Raw genomic sequence first — 19,818 nt, forward strand, 5'->3', positions numbered from 1 at the left:
GATCATAATGTCTTGATTTTAAATTCTAAACTTTGATGACTGAGCTATCAAACTGCCAGTTCTGCGCGGCGCTCAGCAGCTCTCGGAGCAGTGGGCGCAGCTCGTTGGCCTTCCCGGTGTCATAGAGCCAGGGGTCCGCCTCCTTCGTCAGATAGGTGGACAGCGCCACATTGATCTGCAGCGCGTGGGCCCCCATTTTCGGGCGGCCATACCGTCTCAGCGTCCAGTCCTCGGTGGTGCGGTCCTGTATCGCGGCGCGGTAAGGTGTGGCGGTCATGCAGAGGCCGGCAAGATGCGCGGTGAGCGCGTGATCACAGGAGCCGCCGTTCAGGCTCCCGATTCCCAGATCGGGCAGCTCGGGCGCGTAGGGCCGGGCGGGGGCGCTGTGCACGGCGTGGCAGTCGATCAGAATGGCGTGCCCATGCTGCGCCCGCACCCGCGCGAGCTGGGCGGCGATGGCGGCGTGATAGGGCGCATGAAAGGCGGACCGCCAACGGGCCATCTCCGCCGGATCCGGCGGCTGGCTCCAGATCGGCTCCCCCGCGAGATCGCGGAGAGGAATCACGGCGTCGGCAGCCCCCGCGGACCGCGGGCCGAGCGCCTCGGGGTTGCCGTTTGCGTTGCACATGTAGCGATGGAAGTTCGCCCGCACCCAGGTTGCGCCCTCTACGAGGCCGCCGAAGAGCCGGTCGATGTGCCAATCGGTATCGGTGAGCGCCTGCCCGTGGTCGTTCAGCCGCTGAATGACGGCCATGGGCATCTCGGTGGCCGCATGTGGCAGCGTGATGATCAGGGGGCTGGTGCACGGGATGACCTCAACCGGCATGGCAGGTGTCCTTGGAACGTGGCAGGCCTGCAAACCGGTCTGCCGTTGGCAGTCAAGCAGCTATCACATGCAACAGCGTTTGACGAGCGGTGACCGGCGGCGCACCCGGATGTCTGTTCCGCACGGCGCTGCCGGGGGTGTCAGCTTTTCGTCTTGTCGTTCAGGAGCTTCAGCTGCGCCATGCCGCTTTGCCCCAGATCGACCGAGGCGAAGGGGCCGCCGTGACACATCTGGCCGGGGTCGGTCACGTCGACGGGCGGGGCCTCGGCCAGCAGCTTTTCCGCGAATTGCTCGGCATTGTCCTTGGGCCGGTAGCCGAGGAAGGCCGCCTTGGCGTTGTCGACGGGCGTGCGGTCGTTGTTGGACACGCCGTAGATGATGGCAAAGCCCACCGAGGGCGTGTCGATGGCGCGAGTGACGAGCTGGATCATGTCGCCATAGCTGAGCCAAGAGCCGAGGGCGCGGGTGTTGGCCACATCGGCGCAGGAGAGGATGCGCAGGTGCACGGATTCCATCTGGCGCTTTTCCCAGTACATGCGGCCGAGATCTTCGGTGAAGCATTTCGCGAGGCCATAGAAGGTGTCGGGGCGGTGCGGCACGTCGATGCCGATGCACTCGGATTTGGGGTACATGCCGACCGCGTGGATCGAGGAGGCGTAGACGACGCGCTTCACACCGGCCTGATAGCCCGCCTCCCAGATGTTGTAGGAGCCCACGAAATTGGGGCCGAGCAGCTCCTCGAAGGGTTTTTCATCGACGATGGCGCCGAAGTGCACGACCATATCGGCACCCTCCAGAAGCGGGGCGATCTGGTCCATCTGCGCCAGATCCGCCTGCACATAGGTCTCGCCCGGATAGAGCGTGCCGATGTCTGGGGCGATGTCGGTGCTGACCAAGGCGTCGCACATGGCGGCGAGCGGTGCGCGCAAGTGTGAGCCCAGACTGCCAGCGGCCCCTGTCAAAACGAGTTTCATTGAGTGTCCTTTCCTGCCGTCAGATCACGGCCTTTTCCAAGAATGTCTCGCCTTTGAGCACGCGCTCCACCGAAAACGGCGCGAGGTCGAGGCTGCGGTATTGCCCGTAGGCGATGTGTTCGGCCAGCCCGCGCCCCAGGGCGGGTGACTGCTGCAGCCCGTGGCCCGAAAAGCCGTTGCAGAAGAGAAAGTTCTGCAGATCCGGGTGTGGGCCGATGATCGCGTTCTGATCGAGCGTGTTGTAGTCGTAATGGCCCACCCACATGTTGATCAGCTTGATCTTCTCGAATTGCGGGATGCGGGTGGCGATGATGGGCCAGAACTTCTCCTCCCAGAGGCTGTGATCGGCGATGAAATCGTCATGCGCGACGGCGGGGTCTGTGTCGGGCGGGCCGCCTGCAAGATAGTAGCGCCCGTCGGTGCGCATGTGCACGCCGGTGGGGTCGATGGTGAGCGGTAGGTCGCAATCGAGCGGGTGGGCAGCGTCGAAGATGTAGGTGTAGCGCTTGCGGGGCTCGACGGGGATATCGAGCCCGGCCATCTGCGCGATGTGCTTGCCGCGGGTTCCGGCGGCGTTGACCAGCGTGCCGCAGGTGAGCGTGGCGCCGGATTTGAGGGTCACGCCGGTGACGCGGTTGCCGCTGAGGGTGAGGCCGGTCACTTCGTCCTGGGCGTATTCGACACCGTTCTTGCGTGCCATGCGCTTGAACCAGTCGAACATGGTGCCGCCGTCGAAATAGCCCTCGTCGACCCGGTTGTGATTGGCGCCGATGATGTCATCGAGCCGGTAGAACGGGTAGGCGGCGGCGATCTCCTCGCGGGTCATGTATTTCGTGCCCGCGCCCAGGGCGGCCTGCACCTGCTGGCTGTCCTTGAGGATATCGGCGAAGGCGGGCGTGTCGGCGAGGTACATGTAGCCGTAGCTCTGCAGCGCGAGCTCGGGCACCTCCGGGTCGTCGCCCATGAAGCGGCGGAAATTCTTGATGAAGTCGGCGCCGAATTGCGAAATGGCGATGTTGGTCGGGTTCGAGAACTGCTGGCGGATGCAGCTGTTGGTGTGGCTGGTGGCGGCGAAGGCGTAGGTAGGGTCTTTCTCGATGACGAGGATGCGGCCCTGAAACCCGGGCATCTGGGTGAGCCACCAGGCGACGCTGGAGCCGTAGATGGCGCCGCCCACGAGGATCACGTCATAGCTGTGGTGTTGAGTCGTCATGCCCACCTTCCTTGGTCCCATGTCAGGACCATGCGCAGGACGGCGTCAAGCTTTGTGACGCGGGAGTTGCGCAAAGGGTTTGACCAGCGCGCGGGCGACCATCTCGAGCCGGTCCTGGCCGTAGAACATGTCGCTCTCGACGAAATAGGTGGGCGAGCCGAGGACGTGGCGGGCGATGGCCTCGGCGGTGTTGGCGGCGTGCTGGGCTTGGGTCGCGTCGCTTTGGGCGGCCGCGATCAGGGCCGCGCCGTCCATGCCCAGCCCGTCTGCGATGGCGGCGATGGTGGCGGCATCCGCGGGGTCGGCGTCATCGCGCCAGTGGGCTTGCAGCAGGGCGCGGGAGAGGGCGTGCACGTCGAGGCCCATGGTTTGCGCGGCGATGATCGCGCCGTTGCCCAGGGCGAGCGGATTGTCGTGGTGTGTCGGGCGGCGCATGATCCAGGGCAGCTCGCGGACTTCTGCCCAGCGGGTGATCTCGCGCCCGAAGAAGTAGTAGCTGTGGGTCTTGGAGCGGGCGCTGAACGGGGCACTGCCCGCGGCGGCGACGACCGGGTTGAGGTCGATGGGTTTGTGGATGACCCGGGCGTCGTGCTCTGCGGCGATCTCGGCGAGCCGCCAGGCGCCCAAGTAGGCGAAGACGGAGTGACAGGCATAGAAATATTCGATCTCTTTCATGGGGTTACCTTTCCTCGGCCAGGTGGCGCGCGTCGCGGGCCATGAGTGTGATCACGTCGCGCAGGCGGTCGGTGTCCTTGGGGTTGGAGGCGTTGCCGTCGAGGCCGCGTTTCAGCACGCCTTGCAGGATCGCGAGCAGACGGAAGTAGGAAAAGACCACGTAGAAGGTCCAATGATCGGGGTGGGCGAGGCCCCGGCGGGCGCAGTAGTCCGCGACATAGGCGCCCTCATCCGGCAGCCCGAGGGCCGCGCGATCCACGCCGCCCAAGCCCCGGAAGTGCCCGGCGTGCGGCAGGCGCCAGTGCATGCACTGATAGGCGAGGTCGGCCAGCGGATGGCCAAGGGTGCTGAGCTCCCAGTCGAGCAGGGCGATGACGTCCTCGCGGTCGGGCGCGAAGATCATGTTGTCGATGCGGTAGTCGCCATGCACGATGCTGGCCGCGCCATCGTCTGCGACCATATGCTCCTCGAGCCAGCGCATCAGCTCGTCCGCATCGGGCAGCGGGTCGGTCGCGGTTTGGGTGTATTGCCCGGACCAGCGGGCGAGCTGGCGGGCGAAGTAGTTGCCGGGCTTGCCGTAATCCGCGAGGCCTACCGCGCCCGGGTCGACATCGTGCAGGGCGGCGAGGGTTGCGTTCATCGTGTCGTAGATGCGGGTGCGGGCGGCGGTGTCGAGCTGAGGCAGTGCCGGGTCCCAGAAGATGCGGCCTTCGACCATCTGCATGACCATGAATTGCGTGCCGAGGGGCGTGTCTTCGCCCGAGAGGTGGTAAACGTCAGGGACCGGAACGGGGGTCGGGCCAAGGGCCTTCATCACGCGGAACTCGCGATCGACCGCGTGGGCGGACTTCAGGAGCGTGCCCGGGGGTTTGGCGCGCAGGACGTAAGCCGCCGCGCCGCTTGTGATGCGGTAGGTGGGGTTCGACTGGCCGTCGGAGAACTTGTCGATTGCATCCAGCGTGCCGAAGCCCGGCACATGGGTCGCCAGATAGGCCTCCAGTTCGGCGGGCTCAAAGCTGTGCATCGCGGCGGCTCCCTGATGACCCATGGACATCTCCCCGCGATCTAAGCAACTCTGCGCGGGCGGGGAAAGCCCAGATTGCCAACCGGGGAGGTGCAGATGGAATTCGGAATGCGCGAAGAGACCCGTGCTCTGCTCGACCGGGTGGCGGTGATGATCCGCGAGGAGGTGATGCCGCTGGAAGCGGAGTATCACGCCGAGATCGGCAAGGAGGACCGCTGGGCCTATACGGAGCGGCAGGCGGAGATTCTCGAAGGGCTGAAGGCCAAGGCCAAGGCGGCGGGGCTGTGGAATTTCTGGCTGACCGACTCCGAGCGGGGCTTTGGGCTGTCGACGGTCGAATACGCCTATTTTGCCGAGGAGATGGGGCGCACGCCACTGGGGGCGGAGGTGTTCAACTGTTCGGCGCCCGATACCGGCAACATGGAGGTGTTCGAGCGCTATGGCACGCCCGCCATGAAAGAGCGATGGCTCGCGCCGCTGCTCGAGGGCGAGATCCGGTCGGCATATTTGATGACGGAGCCGGAGGTGGCCTCGTCGGATGCGACGAATATCGCGATGTCCTGCGTGCGGGACGGAGATGCGTATGTCTTGACGGGTGAAAAGTACTGGGCGAGCGGGGCGGGCGACCCGCGCTGCGCGGTGTATATCGTGATGGTGAAGACCGGCGGGGAGGACGCGCCGAAGCACAAGCGGCATTCGATGATCGTGGTGGATGCCGAGACACCGGGGATCGAGATCCTGCGGCCCATGATGGTCTTTGGTCATGACGACGCGCCGCATGGGCATATGCACATTCGGTTCAACAATGTGCGGGTGCCGGCGGAAAACCTGCTGCTCGGCGAGGGGCGGGGGTTTGAGATTGCGCAGGGCCGCCTGGGGCCGGGGCGGATTCACCACTGTATGCGGTCCGTGGGGCAGGCGGAGGCGGCGCTGGAGCTGCTTTGCCAGCGGTCGTTGCGCAAGGAGGCCTTCGGCAAGCTGCTCGCACAGCTGGGGGCGAATTTCGACATCATCGCCGAGTGCCGGATGGAGATCGAGATGGCGCGGCTGTTGTGCCTGAAGGCGGCCTGGATGATGGACCAGGGCGATGCGCGCGCGGCGGCACCGTGGATTTCCCAGATCAAGGTGGTGGCACCCCGCATGGCGCTGAAGGTGCTGGACGAGGCGATGCAGATGCACGGCGGCCAAGGCATCAGTCAGGACACGCCGCTCGCCATGGCCTGGACCTGGCAGCGGGCGCTGCGCTTTGCCGATGGGCCCGATGCGGTGCACCGGCGGCAGGTGGCGCGAGCTGAGCTGCGCAAATACACGCAAGAGAAGATCTGACCTCTTTTTTGGCGGTTTTGCGCCCGCCTGAGTTGAAAGATGGTGTCTGGATGGAACCCGCGCAGAGCGCGCGCTGTTGGCCAGATGAGTCCTGTCCGCCCGTTGCGGCGGCAGGATGGGTTTAACCAGTGCCTGGGGAGCAGTGTAACGAGTGCCCGGCGGGTTGGGTCGCTGGCCCGACCCGCTGCGGTTTTCGGCGGACCGTCTGCGCTTTCGCGTGTCGCTGGCACCAATGCGGCGTCGTTTTTTGAATTGAGCCTCGTGCGGTTGTCTTTCACAGTAGAACCCATGCGCGCGCCCGTGATCGACAATCTGCAATACGCGAAGTTTTCCCCCGGCATCTTCCGGGAGATGCGCGAGGGCGGCGTGGATGCGGTGCATGTCACCATCGCCTACCACGAGAGCTTTCGCGAGATGGTGCTGAACCTCGAGCGCTGGAACCGCTGGTTCGAGGACCATCCCGATCTGATCTTCAAGGGCATCTCGGCCGAGGACGTGATACGGGCGCAAGAAAGCGGGCGCACGGCGATTTTCTTTGGGTTCCAGAACCCCAGCCCCATCGAGGATGACGTCGGGCTGGTGGAGATCTGCCACCAGTTGGGCGTGCGCTTCATGCAGCTGACCTATAACAACCAGTCTCTGCTCGCGACGGGCTGCTATGAGGCGGAGGATACGGGGCTCACGCGCATGGGCCGCGCCGTGGTGGCCGAGATGAACCGTGTGGGGATGGTGGTGGACATGTCGCATTCCGCGGAACGTTCGACGCTGGAGGCGATTGAGTATTCTACCCGGCCCATTGCAATCACCCATGCCAACCCCGCGTGGTGGCATGAGGCCTTGCGCAACAAGTCCGATACCGTGCTGCGCGCGCTGACCGAGGCGGGCGGGATGCTGGGGGTGTCGATCTATCCGCATCATCTGAAGGGTGGCAGCGCCTGCACGCTGGAGGAGTTCTGCGCGATGATTGCTGAGGCGGCGCAGCGCTATGGTGCGCGGCATCTGGGGCTGGGCTCGGACCTCTGCCAGGATCAGCCGGACAGCGTGGTGGAGTGGATGCGCGTGGGCCGCTGGACCAAAGGGGTGGACTATGGTGAGGGCTCGGCAGCGGCGCCCGGCTTTCCACCGATGCCAGCGTGGTTCTCGGGCAACTGCGATTTCGGTTTCATCCGGGATGGGTTGCTGGCGACAGGCCTCAGCGCGGAGGAGGTCGACGGCATCATGGGTGGCAACTGGCATCGGTTCTATGCCGAGAGTTTTGGCCCGTCATGAAGGATCATGTCGCCCCGCACCAGGCGCCGCTGCGCCCGCCTGCCCAGGTGATGCGGCTGAGCCGGATGGGGTCGATGTTCCCCACGCGGCTGTCGTTTCTGCGCACGCTGATGCGGTTTCTGGCCGCTGAAAAGGCGCAGGTGTCGCGTCCTGTGTGGCAGATGTGCCCGGAAGGGTATGGCCATGCGGTTTATGCGCTGTCCTTCGGCGGGCACACCTATTCCCTTGTGGCCGTGTCGACGGCGCTGGCCCCGGAGGACCGGACGGACCGGGTGATCGCCGAGGCCTGGGACAGTTCCTATGTGCTCTATGACGGCGTGCCGGATGCGGATGAGATTGCGCGCATGTGTGCCACAGCACCCCGGCAGGAGGCCGCGCGGTTCACGGAGCGCGATCTGGTGCTGAGCCGGGCGAACAAATCGGTGCGGCTCTTTCAGCATGTGGTGGAGCGGTTGCGGGCGGGCCAGCAGCCCGACCGGCAGATGGTGGGCGAGATCGGCTATCTGATGCGCACCACCGCCGTTTATGGCAACGGCAAGTTCGGGATTGCGGATCGGTCGTGTATCGACACACGGCCGGGGCTCTCGGGGCCGTTCATGGCCGAGATGCTGACGGTCTGGCTGATCCGGCAGTTCACCCATGATCTGGTCGAGCACGTGGGGCAAGGCAGGTTGGACCGTGATCTCAAGCGGCATCTCGGCATCGGCAATTCCACGGGGCTGGGCATGGCGCCGTTTCTGGTCACGCACCCGGTGCTGTTGAACAATTGGATGCTGGCGCGGGAAACGGCGCTGGCACGGGTGCGGGCGGTGCGGCATCTGGAGCCTGAGCGGGCGGTGCGGCTTGTGGCCCTGGCGGACCGGGCGCGGCGGCATCTGGCAGAGTGGTGCGTTCCCGATGCGGCACATCAGGCGCGGATCGACCGGCTGCGCGCCGATTGGGTGCGGTTTGCCGGAGGGATCACGGCTAAGGCTCTGGCGGAGGAGGGGGCTCTGGAGCGGCTGATCCGCGCGTCTGGCACGCAGAGCGAGGACCTGCAGGAACTTTTGGTGGCGCTGGCGCTTGAGCCGTTTCCGGAGTTGGTGGACGGGTTGGCCGACTGCATGGCTGACCCGGTTGGACCGGTGGCGGCGCCCTTGGCGGATACGGCGCAGCTGCGGGATGAGATCGCGTGCCACTTTGGCTGGGCGTTGGCGCCGGATTACGCGGATGCGGCCCAGTGCCGCCAGTTCTGGTATGTGAGCGAAGCCAAGCAGGAGCCGCGGCTCGGCGACCGGTTTGCGGAGGAGGGAGCCGCGCTGGAGAGTCCGCTGGATATCGGTCGCAGGATCAAGGCGCTGTTTTTGGATTTGCCAGAGCGGTCAGAGGATGTGCGCGCATTTCTTGCCCGGTCTCCTGAGCATTTCTTGGCCGTTGCGCGTGTGGCACTGGCCGCGGGGTATCCTTATGCGGAGATCCGCGACAATCTGATCGGAGCCGGGTGCCTGCCCATCGACATGCTGCGCTGCAAGCTGGCTTTCTTTGGCGCGTCGAAGTTCGATCCGAAGTCGGATCGCTGGACGCGCATCACCCTCTGTCAGGGGGCACCGCTGGCGGACGAGCTCGACAGACGGGCGGATGACTGGTGGCTACCGGTCTTTGACGCATGAGCTGGTCGGGAGCCGAGGTGTCGGCGCTGGCCGCCAAGGCCGCGCGCGGCGCGGGGGCGCCTGCCGGTCAGGCCGCGCTTTTCGGGCAGGCAGCCGCTTTGCATCTGCAGCAGGGGCGCGGGGCGGGCGCTTTGGCGGAGGCGCTGGAGACGCTGCCGGAGGGCCCGATCATGGATTTGCCGCTGGTGCTGCAGGAGGCCTTGCCGGTCGCCCGGAGCGGTGGAGAGATCGACGTTGTCTGGGCGGGGGATGTGGCGCTTGCGTGGAGCTATCTGGAGACAATGCCGTATCGCTGCGATGTGGAACTCGAGCGCCCGGGTGGTCTGAAGGTGCGGTTTTCGCCGCGCTCTGACGCGCGCCCACGCGCGCAGCGCATTTCCGGCTGTGAAGAGCTGCTGCATAAGATGGCCACGCTGGCGGCGAAAACCCTTGTGCCGGACAGCGCCGCGTCCCGATCCGGTGGCGCGGGGGCTGGCCTCACCGACAATGACTGAGCGGGTAGGGGTGGCCTGAAAGCCCACCCCACCTGCCGGCACCGAGCTCAGGACAGGCAGGTCAGGTGGGCTTTCAGGCCACCTTTGGTCGCGCAAACGGGTCCTGAGGGTAGCGCACCGCGGCAAGGTAAAGCCCCTGCGGCGGGCAGACCGGACCGCAGGCGGCGCGGTTGCGCGCGGCGAGCGCGTCGGCGACCTGATCCGGCGCCCAGGATCCGGTGCCGACGCGCTCCAGCGTGCCGACAAAGCTGCGCACCTGATTGTGCAGGAAGGACCGTGCACGCACGTCGAAATGCACCTCGGGCCCGTACCGCGTCTCGACGTGTGTCACGTCCAACCGGTCGAGTGTTTTCACCGGGCTGTCGGATTGGCAGATGGACGAGCGGAAGGTGGTGAAGTCATGCCGTCCGATCAGATGAGCCGCGCCCGCCTGCATCGCATCCACCTCGAGGTCATGCTTCACCTGCCAGACCAGCCCGGCCTGATGGGTCGCCGGGGCCCGGCGCATCAGGAGGCGGAAGAGGTAGCGCCGCTCCCGCGCTGAGAAGCGCGCGTGCCAGTCGTCAGCCACGCGCGCGCAGTTGATGATGGCCACGGGATCAGGCTTCAGATGGTGGTTCAGTGCCTCCGACAGCCGGAACGGGTCCCACTCCGCGGCCATGTCGCAGTGGGCCACTTGTCCGAGCGCGTGCACGCCTGCATCGGTCCGTCCGGCTGCGGCAATCTTATGGGTTCCGGGCTCCAGCTTGGCCAGTGCGGCTTCGATCGCGCCCTGTACAGAGGGTTGGTCGGCCTGCCGTTGCCAGCCGGCAAAGGGCGCGCCGTGGTATTCGATTTTCAAGGCATAACGCGGCATGGCGCTGGCCCTAGCGCGGTGCTGCGCGCGCGTCAAATGGCTTTGCCCCCTCTGGTGCCTCGGCGCGCCAGCGCCTATGTAGCGCAGAACAAGAACTGCAGGGGCAGCAAGGCTTTGGTCATCACTTCACTCGCCGACACGGTGCTGCGGCAGATCGAGACCGTGCAGGACACCGTGACGGAGACGTTCTTCGAGCCGGTGATCCGGGTGGGCGTGACCGGGCTCGCGCGCTCGGGCAAGACGGTGTTCATCACCTCGCTGATTGCCAATCTGCTGGACCGGGGGCGCATGCCGCATCTGGTGGCGGCTGCCGAGGGCCGCATCGAGGCGGCGTTTTTGCAGCCACAGCCCGATGACACCCTGCCGCGGTTCGATTTCGAGACGCATCTGAGCCAGTTGACCGCGCGGGAGCCGGTCTGGCCGGAGAGCACGCGGGCGGTCTCGGAGCTGCGGCTGTCGCTGCGGGTGCGCCGGGCGGGGTTGCTCGCCGGGTTGCAGGGGCCGCGCACGATCCATATCGACATCGTGGATTATCCCGGCGAGTGGCTGCTCGATCTGGCGCTGCTGGAGAAGGATTATGCGACCTGGTCGGCGGATGTCCTGGCGCGGCTGGCCGACCGGCCCGAGGCGGAGGCGTTCCGGGCGCTCGTGGCGGAGACCGATCCAGCGGCGGCACTGGAGGAGCCTGTGGCGAAGGCGTTGGCGGAGGCCTTCACCGGCTATCTGCAGGCGGCCCGCGTCTCGGGGTATTATGATTGCACGCCGGGGCGGTTTCTGCTGCCGGGCGATCTTGCCGGTTCACCGGTGTTGACTTTTGCGCCGCTGCCGGGGGACACACCGGGTCCACGCCGCTCGCTGATCCGCGAGATGGCGCGGCGGTTCGAGGCCTATAAGCGCGAGGTGGTGCGGCCCTTCTTTCGGGATCATTTTGCGCGGATCGACCGTCAGGTGGTGCTGGTGGATGCATTGGGGGCGATCCACAAGGGGCCGCGCGCGGTGGAGGATATGCGCGGGGCGATGGCGGATATTCTCGGGGCCTTCCGGCCTGGTCAGAATGCCTTTCTCACACAGCTGTTTCAGGGCAAGCGGGTGGAGAAGATCCTTTTTGCCGCTACCAAGGCCGACCATCTGCACCACCGCCAGCACGGGCGGCTGACCGCGATCATGGAGGCGCTGCTGCGCGGGGCCGTGGACCGGGCGCGCTTTGCCGGGGCAGAGACCGCGGCCATGGCCATTGCCTCGCTGCGCGCGACCACCGAAGACACCATGCCCCACGAGGGCCAGGAGATCGATGTGGTGCGCGGCACGCTGCTGGAAAGCGGCAAGCAGGCGGCGTTCTACCCCGGGGCGCTGCCCGAGGACCCTGCGCAGCTGCTGGCCCCGGCGAAGGCGGGGGCCGAGACCTGGCTCGATCAGGACTACCGTGTGATGAATTTCGCACCTTCGCCGCTTACTTTGCGCCCCGGCGACGGCCCGCCGCATATCCGGCTTGATAAGGCCGCTCAATTCCTTTTAGGGGATAGGCTATGAGCGAAATCATCATATCCCCGGCGCGCACGCTGGATGCGGGGGCTGTGGGGCATATCCTGTCTGTGTCGAACGATGCCATGCCGTGGCTGCCGCGACTGCATTCGGCGGCGGAGGAGATCATGTACGCCGGTGACATGATCGAGGCGGGCTGGGTGCGCGTGGCCAAGCGGAATGGCAAGGTCGTGGGCTTCATCGCGCGCTGGGAAGAAGAGGTGCACGCGCTCTATGTGCTGCCCGAGGCGCAGGACACGGGCGTGGGCACGGCGCTGCTGGAGGACGCGAAGGGGGAGAGCGACAAGCTCACCCTCTGGAGCTATCAGGCCAATTCCTCAGCGACGCGGTTCTACGGTTTGCGGGGCTTCATCGAGACGGCGCGCACTGATGGCAGCGACAATGACGTGGGCCTGCCCGATATCCGATTTGAGTGGGTCAAGGGCGGCGTCTGATGGCGCGCGGACCGGTTCTCATCGAAATTGACGACGCGGCGGAGCCGAAGGTCAGCGTGGCAGAGGCCCCCCCGGTGCCGGAGGATGAGATCGCCCCGCCGCAGGGCCAGGCGATGCAGGTGGCCGCGGGGATTGCCGCACGCAAGCCGTCGCGGCTGGTGCGCTGGGTCTGGTCGCTGGGCCTGGCGCTGGTGGGCGCGGTCCTCTCGATCAAGGCCTGGGGGTTTTTGTCGACGCTGGTGGCGCAGAATGCGCTTCTGGGCTGGGCGATCACCGGGCTGACGGGCGCGTTTCTGCTGGCGCTGACAGTGTTGGCGTTGCGCGAGGTGGCCGCTTTGGGGCGGCTGGGGCGGCTCGACGGGCTGCGCCGGGCGGCGGATACGGCGCTGGCAGAAGATGATTTGCAGGCGGCGCGGGCGGTGACGGACCGGCTGCTGGCGCTCTACAAGGGCCGCGAGGACACGCGCTGGGGCCGCGACCGGATGGCGGAGTTGCGCGGGGATCAGATGGATGCGGCGAGCCTTCTGGTGTTGGTAGACCGCGAAATGCTGGGCCCGCTTGATCAGGCCGCCCAGCGCGAGGTCGAGGCGGCAGCCCGGCAGGTGGCCGCGGTGACGGCGCTGGTGCCGTTGGCCTTGGCGGATGTGGCGGCGGCGCTCACCGCGAACCTGCGCATGATCCGGCGGATTGCCGAGGTTTATGGCGGGCGCTCCGGGTTTCTGGGCGGCTGGCGGCTGACCCGTGCGGTGATGGCGCATCTGGTGGCCACGGGGGCCGTTGCGGTGGGCGATGACCTGCTGGAGCCGGTGCTGGGCGGCTCGATCCTCGGCAAGCTGTCGCGCCGCTTCGGCGAGGGGCTGGTCAACGGGGCGCTGACGGCGCGCGTCGGCGTGGCGGCAATGGATGTCTGCCGACCGCTGCCCTTCGCATCTGGAAAAAAGCCGAAAGTGCGCGATATCATAAAGCAGAGCCTCGGCGGTCTCTTCGGGTCCAAGTCATCCTGAGACCGCGTTGGGCGTCATCCGGACGGGAGTGGGTGTGATGGAGAGTTTTGCCGCCGATCTGGCGACGATGGTGCGCAGGCCGCTGGAACCCGAGCATGTGGCCGCGATGCGCCGCAAGGGCGTGATCTCTGAGTTCAAGGCGGGCGAGTTCGTACAGGAGCCGGGCGGCGCCTCGGATGAATTTCATTACGTGATCGAGGGTGAGGTCGAGGCGGTGAACCCGTCTGATCTGAAGCGGCTCGGTGCGGCCACGCTGGGGCCGGGGCAGTTCTTTGGCGATCTGCAGTTTCTCTCGGGCGGTGTGTCGCTCGCGGGCGCGCGGGCGGTGGTGGACAGCACCATGCTCTGTGTGCCGCGCGACGACATGCTGCAGATGATGTCGGACATGCCGGAGATGAGCGACATCATCGTCACGGTTCTGGCGGCGCGGCGCCGCCGGGCAGTGGAGCAATCGGATTCCGCGCTCACGCTGATCGGCTCGGAGATCAGCCGCGACATTCGCCATGTGGCGAGCTTTGCCGCGCGCAACCGCATTCCCTATCGGGAGATCGAGGTGACCTCGCCCGAGGCGATGGCGCTGGCCGACCAATGCGGGATCGCCGAGGCGCAGCCGGGCGTGATCTTCGGCCGTGAGCGCAAGATCGACCCGCCAACGCCGCATGGGGTGGCGCAGGCGCTGGGGCTTTATATGGACACCGATGAGGCGCTCAGCTTCGACGTGCTGATCGTGGGCGGCGGCCCGGCGGGCGTGGCGGCGGGCGTCTATGCCGGGGCCGAAGGGCTGCGTGCGCTGGTGCTGGAGGATATGGCCGTGGGCGGGCAGGCAGGCACGTCGAGCCGGATCGAGAACTACATGGGGTTTCCCACGGGCATCTCGGGTGGCGATCTGATCGGGCGCGGTGAGGTGCAGGCGATGAAATTCGGCACCAAGTTCTCGGTGCCGCGCCGCGCGGCCACCCTGCGGCAATGCGATGAGAAGTGGTTCCACGCCACGCTGGACGATGGCCAGGAGGTGAGTGCCAAGGCGTTGATCGTCGCGACCGGCGTGCAATACCGCCGCCTGCCGCTGGAGGGGTTGGAGCGGCTGGAGGGTGCAGGGGTCTATTATGCGGCCACCGAGGTCGAGGCGCGCTGGTGCCGCGATGCGGAAGTGGCCGTCATTGGCGGCGGCAATTCGGCCGGGCAGGCGGCGATGTATCTGGCGCGCACGACCCGGCATGTGCATGTGCTGGTGCGCGGCGAGAGCCTGGCGTCGTCGATGTCGGACTATTTGTTGCAGCGGCTGACCTCTCATCCGCGGATCACGGTGCATGTGTGCACGGAAGTGACGGCCCTGCACGGACGCGATGTGCTGGAGCGGATCACGATCCGGGACCGCATGTCGGGGCAGGACTGGGATCTGAAGACGTCGGCGCTTTTTGTCATGGTGGGAGCGGCGCCGAACACCGAGTGGCTGTCGGGGCTGATCAAGCTGGATGACAAGGGGTTCGTGCTGACCGGCGCGGAGGCCGGCGGGCGGTCGCAGTATGAGACGTCCTGTCCTGGCGTTTTCGCCGTGGGCGACGTGCGGGCCGGGTCTGTGAAACGCGTGGCCTCGGCTGTGGGCGAAGGATCGGTGGTGATGTCGGAGGTCTGGGCGCATGTGAATGCGTGATTGGGAGCGCTGCCCCTGGTGCCTGATGGCGTTTGGGGCTCCGCCCCGTTCGGCCCTCCAACTGTCCGCTGGACAGTTTACCGCTGACGCGGACCGGGCCTCACCCCCCGGAGTATTTTACGAAGAATGAAGGGGAGGGGCGCTTGTGGCGGGAGGGCTGTGGCAATTCTCGGCACAGGACTTGTCGGCGTGGAATGTGCTGCGTATAAGGCGCGCATGCTTGACCTGTGCCTGATCATCATTCGAATTATATCCCCGGCGCTCTGATCTGATGAGACGCCGGGCCAAGGTGTTTGCGACGCGCGCACCGACCGCTTTTCCAACATGTGACACGACATCCAAAGGACGCCCGCAATGTGCGCCGACACCACCGACACCGCTGAGAAACACGACTATAAATCCACGCTGAACCTGCCGAAGACGGAGTTCCCGATGCGCGCTGGGCTGCCCAAGCGTGAGCCTGACTGGCTGAAGCGGTGGGAGGAGATCGGGGTTTATGACCGGCTGCGGGAGCAAAGGGGACGGGAGAGCTTCGTGCTGCATGACGGCCCGCCCTATGCCAACGGCAACCTGCACATCGGGCATGCGCTGAACAAGACGATCAAGGACATGATCGTGCGCTCGCATCAGATGATGGGATTTGACAGCCGCTATGTGCCCGGCTGGGACTGCCACGGGCTGCCCATTGAGTGGAAGATCGAGGAGCAGTACCGCAAGGACGGCAAGAACAAGGACGAGGTGCCGATCAACGATTTCCGCGCCGAGTGCCGCAAGTTCGCGGCCCATTGGGTGGACGTGCAGCGCGCGGAGTTCAAGCGGCTGGGGGTGACGGGCAACTGGGGTGATCCGTACCTCACGATGGATTTCCACGCCGAGCGGGTGATCGCCGAAGAGTTCATGAAGTTCCTGATGAACGGCACGCTTTACCAGGGCAGCAAGCCCGTGATGTGGTCGCCGGTCGAGCAGACGGCGCTCGCCGAGGCGGAGGTGGAATACCACGACAAGGAAAGCTTCACGATCTGGGTGAAGTTCAGGGCGCTGATCAACGAGACGACGCCGGCTGTGACCGGTGATGCGGGACAGGTGCAGGCGCTGTCGGACCTTGACGGGGCCTATGTGGTGATCTGGACGACCACACCCTGGACCATGCCGTCGAACAAGGCGGTGGTTTTTGGGCCGGACATCTCCTACGGGCTCTACGAGATCACCGGGCGGCCCGAGGAATGCTGGGCGCGGATCGGGGAGCGCTATCTGCTGGCCGACAGCATGGCGGCGGATGTGCTGGGCCGCGCGCGTCTGGATGAGACCATGTACCGCCGTCTGCGCGACGTGACCGCCGCGGAGCTGAGCCATCTGCGGCTGGTGCATCCCTTGAAGGGGGCCGACGGCGCGCAGGGCGAATGGGACGACGTCCGCGATTTCCGCGCGGCGGATTTCGTGACCGACACGGAAGGCACCGGCTTTGTGCATTGCGCGCCGTCCCACGGGATGGAGGAGTATGAGCTCTATCGCGATCTGAACATGCTGCAGGAGGTCATCACCTATAATGTGACCGATGAGGGCATGTTCCGCGCGGATCTGCCGTTCTTTGGTGGGACCTACATCCTGAACCGCAAGGGCAAGGAGGGGGATGCCAATACGGCGGTGATCAACAAGCTGGCCGAGGTCGGCGGGCTGCTCGCACGCGGCAAGATCAAGCACAGCTACCCGCACTCCTGGCGCTCCAAGGCACCGGTGATCTACCGCAACACGCCGCAGTGGTTTGCCGCCATCGACAAGCCCGTCGGCGACGGGCAGGACACCCATGGCACCACGATCCGGGAACGGGCGCTGACCGAGATCGACAACGTCAACTGGACACCGGAATCGGGGCGCAACCGGCTTTATTCCATGATGCAGGCGCGGCCCGATTGGGTGCTGTCGCGCCAGCGCGCCTGGGGCGTGCCGCTCACGTGCTTCACCAAGAAAGGCGCGTTGCCGACGGACGACGACTTTCTGCTGCGCAACGCGGAGGTGAACGCGCGGATCGTCGCGGCCTTCGAGGCCGAGGGCGCGGATGCCTGGTACGAGGACGGCGCGAAGGAGCGGTTCCTCGGCAATGTGGTGAACCCGGATGACTACGATCAGGTGATGGATATTCTGGATGTGTGGTTCGACTCAGGATCGACCCATGCTTTCACCCTGCGCGACCGCGCAGATGGCACCGAGGACGGCATCGCGGATGTCTATATGGAAGGCACGGACCAGCACCGCGGGTGGTTCCACTCGTCGCTCCTGCAGTCGGTGGGGACCACCGGGCGCGCGCCGTATCGCAATGTGGTGACGCATGGGTTCACGCTGGATGCGAAGGGCATGAAGATGTCCAAATCCATCGGCAACACGATTGTGCCCGAGAAGATTGTCCAGCAGTACGGGGCCGATATCCTGCGGCTCTGGGTGGCGCAAACGGATTACACCGCGGATCAACGGATCGGGGACGAGATCCTGAAGGGCGTGGCCGACAGCTATCGCCGCCTGCGCAACACCATGCGCTATATGCTGGGCTCGCTGAACGACTTCACCGAAGCGGACCGGATGGACCCGGCGGAGATGCCGGAGCTCGAGCGCTGGGTGCTGCACCGGCTGGCGGAACTGGATCAGGAGGTGCGCGCGCGCTACGCGCGGTTCGACTTCCAGGGGGTCTGGCAGGCGGTCTTCACCTTTGCGACGCTGGATCTCTCGGCCTTCTACTTCGACATCCGCAAGGACGCGCTCTATTGCGATGGCGACACCGTCGCGCGGCGGTCGGCGCGGACGGTGCTGGATCTGCTGTTCCACCGGCTGACCACGTGGCTGGCGCCGGTGCTGGTCTTCACGATGGAAGAGGTGTGGCTGGAACGCTTCCCGCAAGAGGGCAGCTCGGTGCATTTGCAAGACTTCCCGGACACGCCAGGGGATTGGCTGGCGCCGGACCTGGCCGAGAAGTGGGCTGAGGTGCGCGCAGTGCGTCGCGTTGTGACCGCCGCGCTGGAAGTGCAACGGACTGAGAAGGTGATTGGCGCGTCTCTGGAGGCGGCCCCGATCGTGCATGTGGCAGATGAGGCGCTGCGGGTGACGCTCGAAGCGCTGCCGTTCGAGGACATCTGCATCACCTCGCAGATCGCGGTGAGCGGCGATGCGGCGCCGGAGGATGCGTTCACGCTGCCGGAGGTGCCCGGTGTGGCAGTGGTCTTTGCCAAGGCGCAAGGCGCGAAATGCGCGCGCTGCTGGAAGATCCTGCCCGATGTCGGCACCCATGCGGCCCCCGGCGTTTGCGGGCGCTGTGACAGCGCCGTCGCCTGATCCGGCCATGATCGCGGCGACCATCCGGGAGCTGGCGCAGCACCGCGGGCCGGGCAAGACGCTCTGTCCGTCCGAGGTGGCGCGAGCGCTCGCGCCGGATGACTGGCGGGCGCTGATGCCAGAGGTGCGGCGGACAGCCGATGCGCTCGCTGCGGCGGGTGAGATCGTGGTGATGCAGAAGGGCAAGGCGGTGTCTGCCTGCACGGCACGGGGCGCGATCCGGATCGGGCTCAAAGCGCCCTAAACGCAGGTTCCGGGTTGCTGGTGGGCAGAGGTCGGGTCATCCTGTGTCTATGCAACGTCTCTGCGTCGATACCCAATTTGGCCGTCTTACTCTCGTTGAAGAGGCGGGCGCCATCACCGCTGTGCGGTGGAATGGTGCGGATGCGGGCGCCCGGACGGCTTTGCTCAAAGAGGCCGCACAGCAATTGGTCGAGTACGATGCGGGCACACGTGAGAGCTTTGATCTGCCCTTGAAGGTGCGCGGGTCTGCCTTCCAGCAGGATGTTTGCGCCGTGATGCGGGCGATCCCCTTTGGCGAGACGGTGACCTATGGCGACATTGCCCGTGAACTGGGCGCGATGCCGCAGGCGGTGGGTCAGGCCTGTGGCGGAAATCCGATCCCGATCATCATTCCCTGCCATCGGGTAATGGGGGCAAAGGGCCTGACCGGGTTCTCGGGCTCCGGGGGTGTCGAGACCAAAGTGGCGCTCTTGCGGCACGAAGGGGCGGCGGGATTGCTGATTTGACCAAGGGTGGCCTGAAAGCCCACCCAACCTGCCAGCACCGACGGTCTGGACCGGCAGGTGCGGTGGGCTTTCAGGCCACCGCGGTCTACAGCCCACCGTTGTTGCGGGTGGGAAAGATCTGCTGCGCGATGCCGGCGAAGACCAGGTAGACCGAGGTCACCACCAGCCCCCAGTGCGCCCAGCTTTGCGGATGAAAGTGGACCCAGGCGGCCCAGCCCGCAAAGAACGTCCAGGCCAGCGCCATGGGCAGCGTAACAAAGCGCCAGCGTTCCGTGCGAACCGGGTGCACGAATTTCAGCGGCAGGAACATCGCCACGGCCAGCGCCGTCACAAGCGCAAGCGACACCCAGAAATTCGGTTGCAGCGCGAAGATCACCAGCACCAGCATGTTCCAGCACCCTGGAAAGCCCGAGAAGGAATTGTCCTTTGTCTTCATGCGCGTATCGGCAAAATAGAGGGCGGAGGCGAAGGTGATCACGATGATCGCGAACCAGCCCGTCCAGCCGTCCATCAGACCGGACTTGAAAAGCGCGAAGGCCGGGATGAACACATAGGTCAGATAGTCGATGATCAGATCGAGCAGCACCCCGTCGAATTCGGGCGCGTTCACCTTCACATGGTAATGACGCGCGAGCGGGCCATCGACGCCATCGACAAAGAAGGCCACGACGAGCCAAAGGAACATCAGATCCCATTTCTCGTCGACCGCTGCCAACATCGACAGCATGGCAAATACCGCGCCCGTGGCCGTAAACAAATGCACGCCGAGCGCGCGTAACCTCAATGTCATGCCATGTTCATGCCGCAA

Annotated in this window: 18 protein-coding genes; 11 read left to right on the forward strand and 7 right to left on the reverse strand. The window is 65.8% G+C overall.

Going from position 1 to position 19,818, the window contains the following annotated elements:
• Positions 1-25: 25 nt before the first annotated feature.
• The 5 genes from Q1A71_RS17910 to Q1A71_RS17930 form a co-directional block, all read right to left on the reverse strand.
• Positions 26-826 carry an N-formylglutamate amidohydrolase gene (locus Q1A71_RS17910; RefSeq protein ID WP_299679543.1) on the reverse strand — a complete coding sequence of 267 codons (801 nt, stop codon included), beginning with the start codon at positions 824-826 and terminating at the stop codon, positions 26-28.
• A 140-nt stretch (positions 827-966) separates the two neighbouring features.
• Positions 967-1,800 (reverse strand): NAD(P)-dependent oxidoreductase, encoded by an 834-nt coding sequence (locus Q1A71_RS17915; RefSeq protein ID WP_299679546.1) that lies wholly within the window; start codon positions 1,798-1,800, stop codon positions 967-969.
• 19 nt (positions 1,801-1,819) lie between these two features.
• Positions 1,820-3,013 carry an FAD-binding oxidoreductase gene (locus Q1A71_RS17920; protein ID WP_299679549.1) on the reverse strand — a complete coding sequence of 398 codons (1,194 nt, stop codon included), beginning with the start codon at positions 3,011-3,013 and terminating at the stop codon, positions 1,820-1,822.
• A gap of 45 nt (positions 3,014-3,058) precedes the next feature.
• On the reverse strand, positions 3,059-3,688 hold the full coding sequence (locus Q1A71_RS17925; protein WP_299679552.1) for a DsbA family protein: 630 nt from the start codon (positions 3,686-3,688) through the stop codon (positions 3,059-3,061).
• Positions 3,689-3,692: 4 nt separating this feature from the next.
• Complete coding sequence (locus Q1A71_RS17930) at positions 3,693-4,736, reverse strand: phosphotransferase (protein WP_299679555.1); 1,044 nt, start codon at positions 4,734-4,736, stop codon at positions 3,693-3,695.
• A 66-nt stretch (positions 4,737-4,802) separates the two neighbouring features.
• On the opposite strand from Q1A71_RS17930, the gene Q1A71_RS17935 reads away from it, so the two are divergent.
• The 4 genes from Q1A71_RS17935 (at position 4,803) to Q1A71_RS17950 (ending at position 9,450) form a co-directional block, all read left to right on the forward strand.
• Positions 4,803-6,038: an acyl-CoA dehydrogenase family protein gene (locus tag Q1A71_RS17935; RefSeq protein ID WP_299679883.1), complete on the forward strand. Its 1,236-nt coding sequence runs from the start codon at positions 4,803-4,805 to the stop codon at positions 6,036-6,038.
• Between the two features lie 288 nt (positions 6,039-6,326).
• The gene (locus Q1A71_RS17940) at positions 6,327-7,307 is read left to right on the forward strand and encodes a membrane dipeptidase (RefSeq protein ID WP_299679558.1); all 981 of its coding nucleotides are present in this window, start codon (positions 6,327-6,329) and stop codon (positions 7,305-7,307) included.
• Positions 7,304-8,956, forward strand: a complete 1,653-nt coding sequence (locus Q1A71_RS17945; protein ID WP_299679560.1) for a hypothetical protein — start codon at positions 7,304-7,306, stop codon at positions 8,954-8,956. The genes Q1A71_RS17940 and Q1A71_RS17945 overlap by 4 nt, the downstream gene beginning before the upstream one ends.
• Positions 8,953-9,450 carry a hypothetical protein gene (locus Q1A71_RS17950; RefSeq protein ID WP_299679563.1) on the forward strand — a complete coding sequence of 166 codons (498 nt, stop codon included), beginning with the start codon at positions 8,953-8,955 and terminating at the stop codon, positions 9,448-9,450. Before Q1A71_RS17945 ends, Q1A71_RS17950 begins: the two co-directional genes overlap by 4 nt.
• A 73-nt stretch (positions 9,451-9,523) precedes the next feature.
• Here the strand turns inward: Q1A71_RS17950 and truA are convergent, their stop codons facing one another.
• On the reverse strand, positions 9,524-10,306 hold the full coding sequence (gene truA / locus Q1A71_RS17955; RefSeq protein ID WP_299679566.1) for a tRNA pseudouridine(38-40) synthase TruA: 783 nt from the start codon (positions 10,304-10,306) through the stop codon (positions 9,524-9,526).
• A gap of 114 nt (positions 10,307-10,420) precedes the next feature.
• Here truA and Q1A71_RS17960 point away from each other — a divergent pair, with 114 nt between their 5' ends.
• From Q1A71_RS17960 to Q1A71_RS17990, 7 genes are all read left to right on the forward strand, one after another.
• Positions 10,421-11,836 (forward strand): YcjX family protein, encoded by a 1,416-nt coding sequence (locus Q1A71_RS17960; RefSeq protein ID WP_299679886.1) that lies wholly within the window; start codon positions 10,421-10,423, stop codon positions 11,834-11,836.
• Positions 11,833-12,282, forward strand: a complete 450-nt coding sequence (locus Q1A71_RS17965) for a GNAT family N-acetyltransferase (protein WP_299679569.1) — start codon at positions 11,833-11,835, stop codon at positions 12,280-12,282. Before Q1A71_RS17960 ends, Q1A71_RS17965 begins: the two co-directional genes overlap by 4 nt.
• Positions 12,282-13,286 carry a TIGR01620 family protein gene (locus tag Q1A71_RS17970; protein WP_299679572.1) on the forward strand — a complete coding sequence of 335 codons (1,005 nt, stop codon included), beginning with the start codon at positions 12,282-12,284 and terminating at the stop codon, positions 13,284-13,286. Before Q1A71_RS17965 ends, Q1A71_RS17970 begins: the two co-directional genes overlap by 1 nt.
• 37 nt (positions 13,287-13,323) lie before the next feature.
• A complete protein-coding gene (locus tag Q1A71_RS17975; protein WP_299679575.1) occupies positions 13,324-14,940 on the forward strand; it encodes a cyclic nucleotide-binding domain-containing thioredoxin-disulfide reductase in 1,617 nt (538 codons plus the stop codon).
• Positions 14,941-15,294: 354 nt separating this feature from the next.
• Positions 15,295-18,261: an isoleucine--tRNA ligase gene (gene ileS / locus Q1A71_RS17980; RefSeq protein WP_299679579.1), complete on the forward strand. Its 2,967-nt coding sequence runs from the start codon at positions 15,295-15,297 to the stop codon at positions 18,259-18,261.
• 7 nt (positions 18,262-18,268) lie between these two features.
• On the forward strand, positions 18,269-18,505 hold the full coding sequence (locus Q1A71_RS17985) for a DUF3253 domain-containing protein (RefSeq protein WP_299679582.1): 237 nt from the start codon (positions 18,269-18,271) through the stop codon (positions 18,503-18,505).
• Between the two features lie 49 nt (positions 18,506-18,554).
• Positions 18,555-19,010 (forward strand): methylated-DNA--[protein]-cysteine S-methyltransferase, encoded by a 456-nt coding sequence (locus Q1A71_RS17990; RefSeq protein WP_299679889.1) that lies wholly within the window; start codon positions 18,555-18,557, stop codon positions 19,008-19,010.
• Positions 19,011-19,095: 85 nt separating this feature from the next.
• Here Q1A71_RS17990 and Q1A71_RS17995 read toward each other — a convergent pair whose 3' ends face one another.
• On the reverse strand, positions 19,096-19,800 hold the full coding sequence (locus Q1A71_RS17995) for a CDP-alcohol phosphatidyltransferase family protein (RefSeq protein ID WP_299679585.1): 705 nt from the start codon (positions 19,798-19,800) through the stop codon (positions 19,096-19,098).
• Between the last annotated feature and the right edge of the window lie 18 nt (positions 19,801-19,818).

The sequence above is a fragment of the uncultured Roseobacter sp. genome, assembly GCF_947493125.1.
GTDB lineage: Bacteria > Pseudomonadota > Alphaproteobacteria > Rhodobacterales > Rhodobacteraceae > Roseobacter.

What these genes read in the sequence shown, in the direction of transcription:
- Q1A71_RS17910 (WP_299679543.1), bottom strand. Translation starts at nt 826, where the DNA reads ATGCCGGTTGAGGTCATCCCGTGCACCAGCCCCCTGATCATCACGCTG.
- Q1A71_RS17915 (WP_299679546.1), bottom strand. Translation starts at nt 1,800, where the DNA reads ATGAAACTCGTTTTGACAGGGGCCGCTGGCAGTCTGGGCTCACACTTG.
- Q1A71_RS17920 (WP_299679549.1), bottom strand. Translation starts at nt 3,013, where the DNA reads ATGACGACTCAACACCACAGCTATGACGTGATCCTCGTGGGCGGCGCC.
- Q1A71_RS17925 (WP_299679552.1), bottom strand. Translation starts at nt 3,688, where the DNA reads ATGAAAGAGATCGAATATTTCTATGCCTGTCACTCCGTCTTCGCCTAC.
- Q1A71_RS17930 (WP_299679555.1), bottom strand. Translation starts at nt 4,736, where the DNA reads ATGGGTCATCAGGGAGCCGCCGCGATGCACAGCTTTGAGCCCGCCGAA.
- Q1A71_RS17940 (WP_299679558.1), top strand. Translation starts at nt 6,327, where the DNA reads ATGCGCGCGCCCGTGATCGACAATCTGCAATACGCGAAGTTTTCCCCC.
- Q1A71_RS17945 (WP_299679560.1), top strand. Translation starts at nt 7,304, where the DNA reads ATGAAGGATCATGTCGCCCCGCACCAGGCGCCGCTGCGCCCGCCTGCC.
- Q1A71_RS17950 (WP_299679563.1), top strand. Translation starts at nt 8,953, where the DNA reads ATGAGCTGGTCGGGAGCCGAGGTGTCGGCGCTGGCCGCCAAGGCCGCG.
- truA (WP_299679566.1), bottom strand. Translation starts at nt 10,306, where the DNA reads ATGCCGCGTTATGCCTTGAAAATCGAATACCACGGCGCGCCCTTTGCC.
- Q1A71_RS17965 (WP_299679569.1), top strand. Translation starts at nt 11,833, where the DNA reads ATGAGCGAAATCATCATATCCCCGGCGCGCACGCTGGATGCGGGGGCT.
- Q1A71_RS17970 (WP_299679572.1), top strand. Translation starts at nt 12,282, where the DNA reads ATGGCGCGCGGACCGGTTCTCATCGAAATTGACGACGCGGCGGAGCCG.
- Q1A71_RS17975 (WP_299679575.1), top strand. Translation starts at nt 13,324, where the DNA reads ATGGAGAGTTTTGCCGCCGATCTGGCGACGATGGTGCGCAGGCCGCTG.
- ileS (WP_299679579.1), top strand. Translation starts at nt 15,295, where the DNA reads ATGTGCGCCGACACCACCGACACCGCTGAGAAACACGACTATAAATCC.
- Q1A71_RS17985 (WP_299679582.1), top strand. Translation starts at nt 18,269, where the DNA reads ATGATCGCGGCGACCATCCGGGAGCTGGCGCAGCACCGCGGGCCGGGC.
- Q1A71_RS17990 (WP_299679889.1), top strand. Translation starts at nt 18,555, where the DNA reads ATGCAACGTCTCTGCGTCGATACCCAATTTGGCCGTCTTACTCTCGTT.
- Q1A71_RS17995 (WP_299679585.1), bottom strand. Translation starts at nt 19,800, where the DNA reads ATGACATTGAGGTTACGCGCGCTCGGCGTGCATTTGTTTACGGCCACG.